The organism is Dasania sp. GY-MA-18, from assembly GCF_024734385.1.
Classification (GTDB): Bacteria; Pseudomonadota; Gammaproteobacteria; order Pseudomonadales; family Dasaniaceae; genus Dasania; species Dasania phycosphaerae.
Genome location: NZ_JANHAP010000012.1, coordinates 82,578 through 97,151, shown reverse-complemented (window position 1 = coordinate 97,151; position 14,574 = coordinate 82,578). Strand labels below are relative to the sequence as shown.

The 14,574-nt window shown below is 49.6% G+C and carries 13 protein-coding genes; 9 read left to right on the top strand and 4 right to left on the bottom strand.

What is annotated here, in order from left to right; genetic code table 11:
- Positions 1–80 precede the first annotated feature (80 nt).
- From pyrH to rpsB, 3 genes are all read right to left on the bottom strand, one after another.
- Complete coding sequence (pyrH, locus tag NO559_RS14395; protein WP_258332568.1) at positions 81–818, bottom strand: UMP kinase; 738 nt, start codon at positions 816–818, stop codon at positions 81–83.
- Between the two features lie 176 nt (positions 819–994).
- On the bottom strand, positions 995–1,861 hold the full coding sequence (tsf, locus tag NO559_RS14390; protein ID WP_258332567.1) for a translation elongation factor Ts: 867 nt from the start codon (positions 1,859–1,861) through the stop codon (positions 995–997).
- A gap of 107 nt (positions 1,862–1,968) precedes the next feature.
- Complete coding sequence (rpsB, locus tag NO559_RS14385) at positions 1,969–2,721, bottom strand: 30S ribosomal protein S2 (RefSeq protein ID WP_258332566.1); 753 nt, start codon at positions 2,719–2,721, stop codon at positions 1,969–1,971.
- Positions 2,722–3,004: 283 nt separating this feature from the next.
- Between rpsB and map the strand changes: the two genes are divergently transcribed.
- From map to dapD, 8 genes are all read left to right on the top strand, one after another.
- Positions 3,005–3,874, top strand: a complete 870-nt coding sequence (map, locus tag NO559_RS14380) for a type I methionyl aminopeptidase (protein WP_258332565.1) — start codon at positions 3,005–3,007, stop codon at positions 3,872–3,874.
- A gap of 3 nt (positions 3,875–3,877) precedes the next feature.
- Positions 3,878–6,556 (top strand): [protein-PII] uridylyltransferase, encoded by a 2,679-nt coding sequence (locus NO559_RS14375; RefSeq protein WP_258332564.1) that lies wholly within the window; start codon positions 3,878–3,880, stop codon positions 6,554–6,556.
- A 26-nt stretch (positions 6,557–6,582) separates the two neighbouring features.
- Positions 6,583–7,782 carry a succinyldiaminopimelate transaminase gene (dapC, locus tag NO559_RS14370; protein ID WP_258332563.1) on the top strand — a complete coding sequence of 400 codons (1,200 nt, stop codon included), beginning with the start codon at positions 6,583–6,585 and terminating at the stop codon, positions 7,780–7,782.
- 29 nt (positions 7,783–7,811) lie between these two features.
- Entirely contained in the window at positions 7,812–8,465 is a 654-nt protein-coding gene (gene nth / locus NO559_RS14365; protein WP_258332562.1) for an endonuclease III, read from the top strand.
- Between the two features lie 195 nt (positions 8,466–8,660).
- On the top strand, positions 8,661–8,957 hold the full coding sequence (locus tag NO559_RS14360; RefSeq protein ID WP_258332561.1) for an STAS domain-containing protein: 297 nt from the start codon (positions 8,661–8,663) through the stop codon (positions 8,955–8,957).
- Positions 8,958–8,959: 2 nt separating this feature from the next.
- Positions 8,960–10,621: a fused response regulator/phosphatase gene (locus NO559_RS14355; protein ID WP_258332560.1), complete on the top strand. Its 1,662-nt coding sequence runs from the start codon at positions 8,960–8,962 to the stop codon at positions 10,619–10,621.
- A 138-nt stretch (positions 10,622–10,759) separates the two neighbouring features.
- Complete coding sequence (locus NO559_RS14350) at positions 10,760–11,107, top strand: ArsC family reductase (RefSeq protein ID WP_258332559.1); 348 nt, start codon at positions 10,760–10,762, stop codon at positions 11,105–11,107.
- Positions 11,108–11,132: 25 nt separating this feature from the next.
- Positions 11,133–12,167 carry a 2,3,4,5-tetrahydropyridine-2,6-dicarboxylate N-succinyltransferase gene (gene dapD / locus NO559_RS14345; RefSeq protein WP_258332558.1) on the top strand — a complete coding sequence of 345 codons (1,035 nt, stop codon included), beginning with the start codon at positions 11,133–11,135 and terminating at the stop codon, positions 12,165–12,167.
- A 42-nt stretch (positions 12,168–12,209) separates the two neighbouring features.
- Here the strand turns inward: dapD and NO559_RS14340 are convergent, their stop codons facing one another.
- Positions 12,210–13,289, bottom strand: coding sequence for a cyclic nucleotide-binding domain-containing protein (locus NO559_RS14340; RefSeq protein ID WP_258332557.1), 1,080 nt, complete (start codon positions 13,287–13,289; stop codon positions 12,210–12,212).
- 130 nt (positions 13,290–13,419) lie between these two features.
- Here NO559_RS14340 and dapE point away from each other — a divergent pair, with 130 nt between their 5' ends.
- Positions 13,420–14,562, top strand: a complete 1,143-nt coding sequence (dapE, locus tag NO559_RS14335) for a succinyl-diaminopimelate desuccinylase (protein ID WP_258332556.1) — start codon at positions 13,420–13,422, stop codon at positions 14,560–14,562.
- Positions 14,563–14,574 lie beyond the last annotated feature (12 nt).

Below are 14,574 nucleotides of genomic sequence, written 5' to 3'. Positions count from 1 at the left end.
GCTCTTCGGCATCTTGTTTTAATTCTTCAATCACGATTCAATCTCCTAAAACTATTTTTTGCTTTCTTTTACTTAACAGCTTATTCAGCAATTTCTTCTATTAAAGTACCTTCATCGCCACCCACCACAATATTAAGCAGGGCGCCGGCCTTTTCCATTTCAAAAACGCGCAGCGGCATATTGTGGTCGCGACATAAACAAATAGCGGTTAAATCCATCACCCCTAATTTTTTGTTTAGCACTTCATCATAACTTAAGCGGTCGTACTTAGTGGCTGTGGGATCTATAGCAGGGTCTGCGCTGTACACACCATCAACTTTGGTAGCCTTTAACACTAACTCGGCATCTACCTCTATACCGCGCAAGCATGCGGCAGAGTCGGTAGTAAAGAAGGGATTGCCAGTACCCGCGGAAAAAATTACCACCTCACCGCGCTGCAAGGCGCGCATGGCTTTGCGTCTGTCGTAGTGGTCCACCACCCCACTCATGGGTATAGCTGACATCACTCTAGAAACTATATTGCAGCGCTCCAAAGCATCGCGCATAGCCAGGCCGTTCATTACTGTGGCCAACATGCCCATGTGATCACCGGTGACCCTATCTAGGCCAGCCTTCTGTAAAGAAGCCCCGCGAAATAGATTGCCACCACCTATCACCAAACCCACTTGCACACCTATGCCTACCAGCTGGCCAACTTCTAGGGCCATGCGGTCTAGCACCTTGGGGTCTATACCAAAGCCCTCGGCCCCCATTAGGGCTTCACCACTCAGCTTCAATAAAATACGCTTAAACTTTCTATCGCTGGCTTTTACTGGCATTGATAAACCCTCTACACAATTATGATCATTGATAACTAGCGTTAGATTAAAGCTCTTAAATACCCACCGGTTGCGGCATTCAAAAGGCTCAATCTAACACGATTCCACCCTGCGTGGAATTGAGCAACTCTAATACTAAAACGGGGCCAAAAGGCCCCGTTTTGACTCAATTAAAATTAACCTTTTAACTGAGCAGCAACTTCTGCAGCGAAGTCTACTTCTTCAACTTCAATACCCTCACCCACTTCAAAGCGTGTGAATGATTGTACTTCTGCGCCAGCATCTTTCACCAATTGGCCCACAGTTAACTCTGGGTTTTTAACGAAAGCCTGCTCAACCAAGCTGTTCTCTTTCAAGAACTTTTGGATACGGCCAGTCATCATCTTCTCGACTATAGCTTCTGGCTTACCAGCCATGTCTGGCTGTGCCTTGATAATAGCTTTTTCAGCATCAACAGCAGCTTGATCCATATCTTCTGGCTTAGTCACCTGCGGATTAACAGCAGCAACGTGCATGGCCACATCTTTAGCCAATTCAGTTTCGCCACCTTGCAGAGAAACCAATACCGAAATCTTGTTGTTTGAGTGGGTGTAGCTGCCCACAACGCCATTGCTGGCTTCAACTAGCTCGATGCGACGCAAACCGATGTTCTCACCGATTTTTTGTACCAAGGCTTCACGAGCCTCAGTCATTTCGCCAGCCATGATAGCTTCAACATCGGTTTGCTTATCAGCAAAAGCCTTATCGGCCACCTTGTTAACAAATTCTAAGAAGCTGGCATCGCGAGCAGCGAAATCAGTTTCAGAGTTAACTTCAACCAATACACCGTAGCTGCCATCTTCGGCAACACGCGCAACCACAACACCTTCAGCGGCAGTACGACCAGCTTTTTTAGCAGCCTTCATGCCGCTGTTTTTACGTAGCTCTTCAATCGCTTTTTCGATGTCACCATCAGCTTCTTGTAGGGCTTTTTTACATTCCATCATGCCGAGCTGAGTACGCTCACGCAGTTCTTTAACCATTGCAGCAGAAATTGCAGCCATTGAGATATCCTCCAATGCGATAACCAACGCGAGTTAATTACCGATATATTCAAACTTAAGTTTCAAAAAAGGGGGCCTAGCCCCCTTTTCTTGCTGGGAAACGCTACTTATTCAGCAGCAGGCTTCTCTTCAGCAGCTTCTTCTACGAATTCGTTCTTCTTAGAAACAGCACCGTCAGCAGCACGACCAGCAATTACCGCATCAGCCATAGCCGTGGTGTATAGCTTGATAGCGCGGATAGCATCGTCGTTACCAGGGATAACATAATCAACACCATCGGGGTTGCTGTTAGTATCAACGATACCGATAACAGGTATGCCTAGGTTGTTAGCTTCTTGAATAGCGATACGCTCGTGATCTACGTCGATTACGAATAAGGCGTCAGGTAAACCACCCATATCTTTAATACCGCCTATAGAACGCTCTAGCTTTTCCATATCGCGAGTACGCATTAGCGCTTCTTTCTTAGTCAACGCATCAAAAGTACCGTCTTTTGCTTGCGCTTCTAAATCGCGGTAACGCTTGATAGAACCACGGATAGTTTTGTAGTTAGTCAACATACCACCTAACCAGCGGTGGCTAACGTATGGCTGGCTAGCACGCTCAGCTTGTTCTTTGATGATTTTGCTAGCAGCGCGCTTAGTACCAACAAAAAGAATTTTGTTGCGGCTGTTAGCTAGACGCTGAATAAACGCCAAAGCTTCATTAAACGCAGGAACAGTTTGCTCCAGGTTAATGATATGAATTTTATTGCGGGCACCAAAAATGTACTCAGACATTTTAGGGTTCCAGTAACGAGTTTGGTGGCCAAAGTGCACACCAGCTTGCAGCATTTCGCGCATGCTTACTTGAGTAGTCATAATATACCTTTAATAAGTTAGGGTTAGGCCTCCATATACCCCATTATTCAACCCCTTCAGTTCTACTTATTAGATAGGTAGAGCCTACAGAGCACCCAGAACAATGTGACGGTATATGTGCGGATTTATTGCTCAAATTCACCCGATCAAAATAACCCGGCCATTTGAGTGCGCGCTTTATACCACAACAGCCCCGCAACTGGAAGAAAAACGGCTATTTTTAGCAATAAAAACAACATCCGCCTGCCAGCAGCGCCATATAATTTAGCCAAGCCTACAAGCCATGGTTTACAATAGCCCGGCGCAGCGGCTAGGACCCACCAGCCGACGCCTAAAAAACACACAAACCCATTACAAAACAGATAGTTATATGAGCGTTACGATAAAAACCGCCGATGAAATTGCCAAAATGCGTGTAGCTGGCCGCCTCGCCGCCCAGGTGCTGGATATGATCGCCCCCCACGTGGTGCCCGGTGTGACCACCGGCGAACTGGATCAAATCTGCCACGACTATATCGTCAACGAACAAAAGGCCATACCGGCACCGCTAAACTACCACGGCTTTCCCAAATCTATCTGCACCTCGATTAATGAAGTGGTGTGCCACGGCATACCCCACGAGAAGAAAACCCTGCGTGATGGCGATATTATCAATATAGATATCACCGTGATTAAAGATCAATACCACGGCGACACCAGCAAAATGTTTCATGTAGGCAAGCCTAAGCCCCACAACGAGCGCTTGGTGAACATCACCCAAGAGTGCCTGTATAAAGCCATAGAGATAGTCAAACCCGGCTGTACCCTGGGCGACATAGGCCACATCATCCAAAAGCACGCTGAAGCCAACTACTACTCTATAGTGCGCGAATACTGCGGCCACGGCATAGGCAAGGTGTTTCACGAGGACCCGCAGGTCGTACACTACGGCAACAAGGGCGAAGGCATGGTCATTAAAGAGGGCATGACCTTTACCATAGAGCCCATGCTCAACGCCGGTAAACGCCATGTAAAACTCAACAAAAAAGACGGTTGGACCGTGACCACCAAAGACGGCCGCCCCTCGGCCCAGTGGGAACACACGCTGGCAGTGACCCGCGATGGCGTAGAGGTGCTTACCGCCAGACCGGACGAGCCCTTTTACCTAGCCTAGGCCATGAACAAACTGCCACTAGCGATTCCATCGGATATTTTTGATCGCGAGCACTTTCTGTGCGCGGTCAAAAGCGCGCGCCAGCCACTGCCACTCTTCAAAGACAGCATAGCTAGAGTCACCGACTATTTTCACCAGCAGTTTCAACAAGGCAGCGATATACGCCAGCTAATCTGGGGCCGCGCCCACTATATAGACCAACTACTGCAATGCGCCTGGCAATTATTCGACTGGCCTGACTCCATTAGCCTTAACGCCGTAGGCGGCTATGGCCGCGGTGAGCTGCACCCGCACTCTGACATAGACCTACTGATCTTAATCAACGAGCAAGCCGAACAGGATTGCCAGCAAGCCATAGGTGAATTTGTCACCCTGCTGTGGGATATGAAGCTCAACATAGGTCACAGCGTACGCAGCCTGCAGGAGTGTTTTGAGCAGGCCGAGCAGGATATCACCATAGCCACCAGCCTGCTGGAATCCAGAACCCTGGCCGGTCCACCAGCAATGCTGGCCAAAGCCGTTAGCAATACCGAGCAACACAGCTGGCCCAGCCACGCCTTTTTTCGCGCCAAGTGGCGCGAGCAGATCAAGCGCCACTCCAAGCACGGCAACAGCGAATACAACTTAGAGCCCAATGTAAAAAGCTCCCCCGGCGGCCTGCGCGACGTACAAATGATAGGCTGGATAGCCAAGCGCCATTTCAACGCCCAAGCCATGGATGACCTAGTAGAGCGCGGCTTTTTATTAAAGCCTGAACTTAACTCTCTCAACCAGGGTTTAGATTTTTTATGGCGGGTGCGCTATGCCTTGCATATGGTCACCGGCCGCGCCGAAGACCGGCTGCTGTTTGACCACCAGCGCACTCTAGCCAAAATGTTTGGCTTTGAAGACGACGACATACGGCTGGCGGTAGAAGGCTTTATGCAGCAGTATTACCGCTGGGCTATCACCTTGGGCCAGCTCAACGACCTGCTAATACAATATTTTGATGAAACCATACTACGCGCCAGCGAAGACGAAACCATCATCGATATCAACCCGCGCTTTCGGGTGCGCAACGGCCATATAGAAGTCACCCACAACCAAGTATTTGCGCAAACCCCTGCCGCCTTAATGGAAGTGTTTTTATTAATTGCGCAATCCCCCAACATAGACGGCCTGCGCGCCACCACTATACGCCTGATACGCGAATACGCCGCCACTATAGATGATGACTTTCGCAGCGACCCACAAATAGCCGAATATTTTATGGCGCTGCTGCGCTGCAAAGAAAAGGTCGCCCTGCAATTACGACGCATGTTGCGCTTTGGCGTGTTGGAAATGTACCTGCCCGAATTTAAAGCCATCATAGGGCAAATGCAGCACGACTTATTTCACATCTACTCCGTGGATGCCCACACCATGGAAGTGGTTAAAAACCTGCGCCGCTTTCACTACCCCAAGTTTCAAAAACGCTTTCCTGTGGCCGCGCGCATAGTACAACGCATGGAGCAGGTAGAGCTGCTGTATATAGCCGGGCTGTATCACGATATAGCCAAGGGCCGTGGCGGCGATCACTCAGAGCTAGGAGTGGCTGATGTCACCCGTTTTGCGCAGCGCCATAAACTCAGCAAAAAAGACACCAACCTAGTGGCCTGGCTGGTGCAACACCACCTGCTAATGTCCTCGGTGGCGCAGCGCAAAGATATTTCCAGCCCCGACGTGATACGCGACTTTGCCAATGTGGTAGGCAGCCAACGCCGCCTAGATTATCTCTATGCACTAACGGTGGCAGACATTAACGGCACCAACCCCAGCCTATGGAATAGCTGGCGCGCCTCACTGCTGCGCCAGCTCTATACCGAGACCACCGGCGCCTTGCGTCGCGGCCTGGAAAATCCCGCCGATAAACATGAGTGGATAGAAGAAACTCAAACCAGCGCCATGGAAAAATTACTGGGGCTGGGCTTTAGCGAAGAAAAAATTCACGGTCTGTGGTCGGGAGTGGGCGAAGAATATTTTTTACGCGAAAGTGTAGAGGACATAGTCTGGCACACTGAAGCCATAGCCCAAAGCCTCAACCAAAATGCACCGCTGATACTCACCAAAGAAAGCGGCGAGTTAGATAACGAAGGTGCCACCCAAATTTTTATACACACCCATGATAGGCCCTCGCTATTCGCACTCACCGCGGCAGCCTTGGAGCAACTCAACCTCAATATCATGGACGCCCGCATCTACAGCTCGGGTGATGGCTACACATTGGACACCTTTTATGTGCTGGATGCCGACAACAAACCCATAGGTGACAACCCCAAGCGGCTAGCGGCCATTAAACAACTGCTGCAGGAAAAAATACAAAACCCGCAACATTATTTAGCCAAGATTTCCAAGCGCACCCCGCGGCAAATGCGACTATTCTCTATACCCACCCGCACCCGCTTTCACAACGATGAAGATTTAGACTTCAGCGTGCTAGAAATCATCACCCCCGATAGACCAGGCTTATTAGCCCGCGTGGGTAAAATTTTTATGGAGCATGATGTCATGCTGCAAAACGCCAAAATCACCACCCTAGGTGAAAAAGTAGAAGATGTATTTTTTATTACTGACTACCAGCACAAGCCCATTACCGATAACGAATTGGCAGAAAAAATTCAACGCGCCATCTGCAAAGAACTAGACGAACAAGCGCAAATATAATCGACCAGTAGCGAAGCTATAAACCCATGAACTCAGATTTACAACGCCTACACCCCTACCCCTTTGAAAAACTCAATGCTTTAAAAGCTGCCGTTACAGCGCCAGCCGAGTTGGCCCATATAGCCCTATCCATAGGCGAACCCAAACACCCAGCCCCCAGCTTTGTTACTGAAACACTGGCTAATAATTTACAGCTGCTGAGCAACTACCCCAGCACCAAAGGCCTGCCGGAGTTGCGCAGCGCCATCGCCAACTGGGCCAGCCAACGCTTTCAACTAGCTCCCGGCAGCCTCAACCCCGAACAACATGTGCTGCCTGTTAGCGGCACTCGCGAAGCGCTATTTGCTTTTACCCAAGCGGTAATCGATCGCCGTGACGATGCATTAATAGTCACCCCCAACCCCTTCTACCAAATCTATGAAGGCGCAGCCCTGCTAGCCGGCGCTGAACCCCACTACCTACCCTGTTTAGACCAGCACGGCTTTATTCCCGACTTCGACCAGGTAGATGCCGCCACTTGGCAGCGCTGCCAATTATTATTTTTATGCTCGCCGGGCAATCCTACCGGTGCCGTGATTGATACCAGCGTGTTAAAAAAATTAATCGCCCTGGCCGATCAATACGATTTTGTAATCGCCAGCGACGAGTGCTACTCCGAACTGTATTTTGACGAACAACAGCCCCCCGCCGGTTTATTACAAGCCTGTGCCGAGTTGGGCCGCAATGATTTTAAACGCTGCGCCGTGTTTCACAGCCTGTCTAAACGCAGCAACTTACCGGGCCTGCGCTCGGGCTTTGTGGCTGGCGATGCCGACATCATGCAAGCCTTTTTGCTATACCGCACCTACCACGGCTGCGCCCTACCGATACAGCACCAACTTGCCAGCATAGCCGCCTGGCAGGATGAAGCCCACGTTAAACAAAACCGCAAGCTATACCGACAAAAATTTACTGCCGTGCTAGATATCTTAGGGGATTGCCTAGAGGTGGCAAAACCCGATGCGGGCTTTTACCTATGGGCCAAAACCCCTATTTGCGACAAAGATTTTGCCCAGCAATTATTTGCTCAGCAAAACGTCACCGTATTACCTGGCCAGTTTTTGGGGCGCGAAGTTAACGGCAGCAACCCCGGCCAGCAACGGGTGCGCATGGCTTTAGTCGCCTCGCTAGACGAGTGCATAGAAGCCGCCCACCGCATTAAGCACTTTGTAAATAGCCTGAAGTAAACAGCCGTACTAATAGTAAGTTACAGACTATGTTAAAAGCCGAGCGAGTCGCCTTTATACTCGAACAATTGCAAGCCTTATACCCAGAGCCACCTATACCACTGGATCATAAAGACCCTTACACCCTATTGGTGGCAGTATTGCTATCAGCGCAATGTACCGACGAGCGCGTCAATACAGTTACCCCCGCTTTATTCGAGCTGGCTGACAACCCCTTTGCTATGGCCAAACAATCGGTAGCAGACATCCAGGCCATCATACGCCCCTGCGGCTTATCACCTCAGAAGTCCAAGGCCATACAAAAACTCTCAGAAATGCTGGTGGAGTTTCACAACGGCATAGTGCCCGCCGATATGGATGAGCTAGAGAAACTACCCGGCGTAGGCCACAAAACCGCAGGCGTAGTCATGGCCCAGGCCTTTAACCAGCCCGCCTTTCCCGTAGACACCCACATACACCGGCTGGCGCAACGCTGGGGCCTCACTAGCGGCAAGTCGGTAGCGCAAACCGAGAAAGACTTAAAACGACTATTCCCCAAAGAGCGCTGGAACGCCCTGCACTTACAATTTATTTACTACGGTCGCGAGTACTGCTCGGCCCGCGGCTGTGACGGCACGGTATGCCCCATCTGCAGCAGCTGCTACCCCAACCGCCGCAAACCTAAAAAAACCCTTAAAGCCTAGCAGCCAGCAACCGCAAAACCTGCGGATGGTTGCTAGGTTTTATTAAACCTATATCTCATCACTTCAATCATAGCTGCTTATATTTAGTAGTTATGAAAGTTGCTATTGCTTAACTCCCGTCTAAGATTAACAAAACAACCGCAAACACTATAAACAACTGCCACTCTGACCCATGGCACAGTCACGGAGATAAGAATGCCTATAGCAACATCCCAGCAAGAGCAAGAGTTCACCATTACCTTAGACGAAAAGTTTAACTTTGATTCGGTAGAGCAATTTAGGGAGGCCTATACCGATAAAAACGCTGAAACTTATATCGTCGACTTTAGAGCCACAGAATATATGGATAGCTCCGGCTTAGGCATGCTGCTTAATATGAGACGTTACCTCACAGAGAAAAACATTAGCACTATAAAATTAATTAACTGCAGGCCACAAATTAAAAAAGTACTGATTATTTCCCGTTTTGAAAGCAAGTTTATTATCGCCTAACAATGGATATATTAATTGTAGATGACAGCCACTCCATTACCGTGCTGCTGGAATGCATTATTGAAGACTTGGGCCATCAAGCCATTATTGCTAAAAGTGGTGAGTTAGCGCTAGAGCACCTACAAAATGCCAAGCAACTACCGGACTTAGTCTTGCTTGATGTAAAAATGACTGGCATAGATGGCTACGAAACAGCCAAGCAACTCAAACAACTGGCTGGCGAGGCACATTTACCCATAATCTTTCTCACCGGCTCTACCGAAGCCAACACCCAAAATAAATGCTTAAGCCTAGGCGAGGACTATATATCCAAGCCCTTTAGCGTTGAAATCGTTACCTTAAAAATCAAAGCCCAGTTACGGGTAGCCCAACTCACCCAAAAAATGCACGAAACCAATCTCGAACTGTTGCGCCGAGACAAAAACACACAAAATGAGCACCGCGTCGTTGAAAGTATTTTTACCAATCAGTTTAAAAAACAGATTAATCACCCCCATTTAAAATACCATATGTCGCCGGTGTCGGTATTTAACGGCGATGTGTTACTTGCTGCCAACGGCCCCGCGGATAACACCTACTTATTAATAGGCGATGCTACCGGCCACGGCTTGGCCGCTGCGGTAGGTGTTATCCCCATTTATTCAGCCTTTCGCACCATGGCCAGTAAAGGTTTAACGGTAGGCACTATCGCCGCCGAGCTTAACAAAAGCCTATTACAGATATTGCCCGATCACATGATGCTGGCAGCTGCGGTACTAGAGATCAACACCCATACCAATCAATTATTTGTTTGGTCTGGTGGTATCCCCAACTTAATTATTGATAACGGCCAGGGCCGCATCAAAACGATTATCCCCGCTTTTCATCCGCCACTGGCCGCCACTAGCGAAGCCGAGTTTTTACAAAACATAGAAATCTATGAGCTAGTTGAAAACGATCGCATCTATCTTTTTACCGATGGTATAGAAGAAGCCAACAACCAGGAAGGTGAGATGTTTGGCGAACAACGGTTGCTGGATTTATTTGATGGCGCAAGCGAGGATCTATTTGAAAAAATATTAAGCGCACTTAAAAACTTTACCCGCAACACTTGTCAAGATGATGACATAACCCTAGTAGAGTTTAGCTATCATGGCCTAGCCAACCAAGAGCCCGTCAAACCGCCGCGCGCTGACCACATGGCGCTGTTACCCTGGAAGCTAGAGCTACAGCTAACCGCCGACACCTTGCGCCACAGCGATCCCATACCACCGATTATTCGATTTATAGAGAGCGCCGACGGCGTTAGCGCGCATCAAGATTTTATAGCCACTATACTTACCGAGCTATACAGCAATGCCCTAGAACACGGCTTATTACAATTAGATTCCAATATTAAAGATGACAGTTCGGGTTTTATAGAATATTACCAGCAGCGCCTAACTAGGCTGGCCGAACTGGAACAAGGCTATATAAACATTAGCTTAGAGTGCCTGCCCCAGCCGCAAAACAGCCAGCTCAAAATCACGGTTAGTGATAGTGGCCAGGGCTATAACCTGGCCATGCGCAACCGCCTCAAGGAGCAAGACAGCCACGGCCGCGGTTTAATGCTCATTAAAAAACTATGCCATAGCTTGGATATCTCCGAGGATGGTAAAACTGTTATCGCCCTGTACGATATCTAAACTCGCACTGGCTAAAAGCCGAACAATACACCCCCTCCATCGACAAACTTATCAAGCTCAGCAGCTAGTAACCTAGCGGCTGAGCTATGTTTTTTGTTATCCTTGCGCTCTTTTATCACTAAGAGCAATGGGTAAACTGTGGTCACACTGTACGGCATAAAAAACTGCGATAGCGTCAAAAAAGCCCGCAAATGGCTGGAAGCGCATGATATAGACTACTGCTTTCACGACTTTCGCGCCGATGGCATTAACGCCCAACAGATTAACAGCTGGCTGGAAGCCTTGGGCTGGGAAACCTTGGTCAATAAGCGCAGCACCACCTGGAAACAGCTTAGCGAAGCCACCCGCCTAGCCATGGATGCCAAACTAGCTGCCAAACAACTATTAGAGCAGCCCACCTTAATCAAGCGGCCGCTATTAGATACCGGCAAAGCTTACCGCGTGGGCTTTAAAGATAGCGACTATCAACAAATTTTTAACTCCTAACTACTTCAACTATAGGTAACTCAACATGAGCGCATTATTCAGCATAGGCCTAGGGGTCGGCACCCAAAACGCAAAAGGCGAATGGCTAGAAGTTTTCTACGCCCAGCCGGTACTAAAACCCTCCGAAGGCCTAAGCAAGGCTGTGATAGCTGCCACCGGCTATCAGCAAGGCAACCAGGCGTTAAGTCTGGATAAAGGCCAATTAGGCACTTTAGAAGCCAATTTACGTGAGGCCGGCGAAGCCGCCCAAGCCGATATCGTTAAGGCCATGAAGCAAAGCAGCCGCCCCTTAGTGGCCACTATTTTAGCCAGCGATGACAACCCCAGCTCCATACCCGAGGGCTATTTAAAGCTGCATCTACTATCACACCGCTTAGTTAAACCGCACGGCGTTAACCTAAACGGTTTGTTTGGGGTGCTACCCAATGTTGCTTGGACCAACAAAGGTGCCATCGATTTAGCCGAGTTACCGCAAGCGCAGCTAGAAGCGCGCTTAAACGGTGAGACCATTAGCGTTGATTGCGTAGATAAGTTCCCCAAAATGACTAACTATGTAGTGCCTGCAGGCATACGCATCGCCCACACTGCCCGTGTGCGTTTAGGCGCTTACATAGGCGAAGGCACGACTGTAATGCACGAAGGCTTTGTTAACTTTAATGCCGGCACCGAAGGCCCAGGCATGATAGAAGGCCGTGTATCAGCTGGGGTATTCGTAGGTAAGGGCTCTGACTTAGGCGGCGGCTGTTCAACCATGGGCACCCTATCGGGCGGCGGCAACATTGTTATCTCCGTAGGCGACGAGTGCTTAATAGGCGCCAATGCAGGCATAGGCATACCCTTAGCGGATCGCTGCATAGTCGAGGCGGGCCTATACATCACAGCTGGCACCAAAGTTATTGTGTTAGACGACCAAGGCCAAGCGGTAGAAACTGTTAAAGCCCGTGATTTGGTAGGCAAAAGCGACCTGCTATTCCGCCGCAACTCCATCACTGGCGCTATAGAGTGCAAAACTAACAAAACAGCCATAGAGCTGAACGAAGCTTTACACACCAATAACTAGGCCAGTCGCTAGTTCACAGCCGCTAGTCTCTAAACGCTTTTACTAGCAACTAGAGTCTAGCGACTGTAACTCCTCCATTAAAAACACCTTGTAGCCGGCCTGCTTTAATAAGTACAAAGCCAGCTCCCCCCGCTTGCCGCAGCCCGGCGCAATAATATAAGTATTGTTGGTACTGAATGTAGCTAGGTGCTTGCGTATGTAGGCGATAGGGAAGTTCTGTGCTTTAGGGTAATGGCCGTGCTTATACTCTGCCGCTAGGCGCACATCTAAATAACAGCGCTGCGGTTCGGGTATTTGCTGCAGCTCCTGCTCGCTTAATCTATGCATTAAGGGCTGCAGTATGATTTGCTCAAACTGTTCTTTAGCCAAACGGCCCAATACACCGTCGCTGGCCATCACCACGGTGGCATTGCGCGGGGTGTCGGCCACCAGCGCCTCGTCACCAAAATAACTGCCTGCGGTAAGTTCAAAGCTGGCGCCCTCAAAAGGGCCTCTGGCACTGGTCAGCACTTGCGCCACGCCTTTTTTTAATAGGTAAAAATAATCGCCGGAGCTATGCTCTTTAATCACCACCTCGCCCTGCTGCAGCTCTACATCCTCTATAGCCGAAAATAGCTGCATTAAGGTAGCTGCTGGTATATGGGCAGCCAAAGGGGATTTTAAAAACACCTCTGACCAATCATCCTCATAGTTGTCATCGATGGCCACATCGCTTAGCTCAACTATGGGGTCGTCATCCATGTGCACCACGCGAAAGGCCTGGCTTTCGCTCCAGGATAAAAACTGCTCTACCGTGCCTCTCTCTAGCGTCAAAATACTGCACTCAGGCCCAGCTTTAACACTGCCGCCCTGCTGCAATAATTCATCTAAGGGATTAAGACTGGCACTGGCTTTGGTATCTATAGTCTGGCGCTGTTCAAAAGAAAGCCGGTACTCTACCTCACCCGCTAATAGGTAGTGGTAGTGGCTAGCGGCAGCTTCACCGCGTTTAATCACTGAGCGCCCAGGCTTAGGGTGCACAAGGCTGGCCTGTGCCAGTAATCTGTCCAACAAGTGCTGGGCGATTAAATTGAGTGGGTATAGGCTTGCTATACGTTTCTTATCCCATATTTGTTCACTCACTCGCATAACTACCTCTTTATATATGCGTTATTAATTAGCCCCGCCAGCCTCGCTTATTTATAGAATTTTGGGTAACAGCGGATTAGCAGCATGATAGAATAGCGCCTTTTACAATTTTGGAATGCATACTATGGCTCAAAACTCAGCCACACTAGCGCTAACCTGCGAATTACTGAGCAGGCAATCTATCACCCCAGAAGACGACGGCTGCCAAGACTTAATGATAGACCGGCTAGAGGCCATAGGCTTTACTGTGCAGCGCCTACGCTTTGGTGAGGTCGACAATTTTTGGGCGGTGCGCGGCGATAGCGGCCCCATACTCTGCTTTGCTGGCCACACCGATGTGGTACCTACCGGCCCTGCCGAGCAGTGGAAGTTCCCCCCTTTTGAGCCCACCCTAGACGATGATGGCATGCTCTATGCCCGTGGCGCAGCCGATATGAAAGGCAGCTTGGCCGCCATGGTCGTAGCCTGCGAACGCTTCGTGGCCGAACACCCCAACCACAGTGGCCGCATTGCCTTTTTAATCACCAGCGATGAAGAAGGCCCCGCTATTAACGGCACCGTAAGAGTGATGCAATGGCTGCAAGAGCAAAATGAAAAAATTACCTGGTGCATAGTCGGCGAGCCCTCATCCACCAGCCAAGTAGGCGATGTGATTAAAAACGGTCGCCGTGGCTCTTTAGGCGCCACCTTAACGGTTAAGGGTATACAGGGCCACGTAGCCTACCCCCACTTAGCGGCTAACCCTATACACTTAGCGGCCCCCGCCCTGGCGGAGCTAAGTACTGAACTGTGGGATGAGGGCAATGAGTTTTTCCCTGCCACCTCCTTTCAAATTTCTAATATCAATGGCGGTACTGGCGCGACCAATGTCATACCCGGCGAGTTAACCGTGGTATTTAACTTCCGTTTTTCCACCGAGCTTACCGACCAGCAACTGCAAACCCGCACCGAGGCCATACTCAACAAGCACCAGCTTGATTACCACATAGATTGGAATCTCAGCGGCCAGGCCTTTTTAACCGCCGAAGGCGACTTAGTTGATGCCACAGTGAAAGCTATACGCGATGCCAATGGCCTAGAAACCGAGCTATCTACCGCCGGCGGCACCTCTGACGGCCGCTTTATTGCGCCTACCGGCAGCCAAGTGGTAGAGCTAGGGCCGGTAAACGCCACCATACACAAGGTCAATGAGTGCGTAAAAGCCGCCGACCTGGATACCCTCACCACCATGTACCAAGGTGTGATGACCAACCTGTTGGCAAACTAACAGCTAAGCTCA

Coding starts and splice junctions, on each gene's coding strand:
- map (WP_258332565.1), top strand. CDS start 3,005: ATGGTTTACAATAGCCCGGCGCAGCGGCTAGGACCCACCAGCCGACGC.
- tsf (WP_258332567.1), bottom strand. CDS start 1,861: ATGGCTGCAATTTCTGCTGCAATGGTTAAAGAACTGCGTGAGCGTACT.
- pyrH (WP_258332568.1), bottom strand. CDS start 818: ATGCCAGTAAAAGCCAGCGATAGAAAGTTTAAGCGTATTTTATTGAAG.
- NO559_RS14355 (WP_258332560.1), top strand. CDS start 8,960: ATGGATATATTAATTGTAGATGACAGCCACTCCATTACCGTGCTGCTG.
- rpsB (WP_258332566.1), bottom strand. CDS start 2,721: ATGACTACTCAAGTAAGCATGCGCGAAATGCTGCAAGCTGGTGTGCAC.
- dapC (WP_258332563.1), top strand. CDS start 6,583: ATGAACTCAGATTTACAACGCCTACACCCCTACCCCTTTGAAAAACTC.
- nth (WP_258332562.1), top strand. CDS start 7,812: ATGTTAAAAGCCGAGCGAGTCGCCTTTATACTCGAACAATTGCAAGCC.
- NO559_RS14375 (WP_258332564.1), top strand. CDS start 3,878: ATGAACAAACTGCCACTAGCGATTCCATCGGATATTTTTGATCGCGAG.
- dapD (WP_258332558.1), top strand. CDS start 11,133: ATGAGCGCATTATTCAGCATAGGCCTAGGGGTCGGCACCCAAAACGCA.
- NO559_RS14360 (WP_258332561.1), top strand. CDS start 8,661: ATGCCTATAGCAACATCCCAGCAAGAGCAAGAGTTCACCATTACCTTA.
- dapE (WP_258332556.1), top strand. CDS start 13,420: ATGGCTCAAAACTCAGCCACACTAGCGCTAACCTGCGAATTACTGAGC.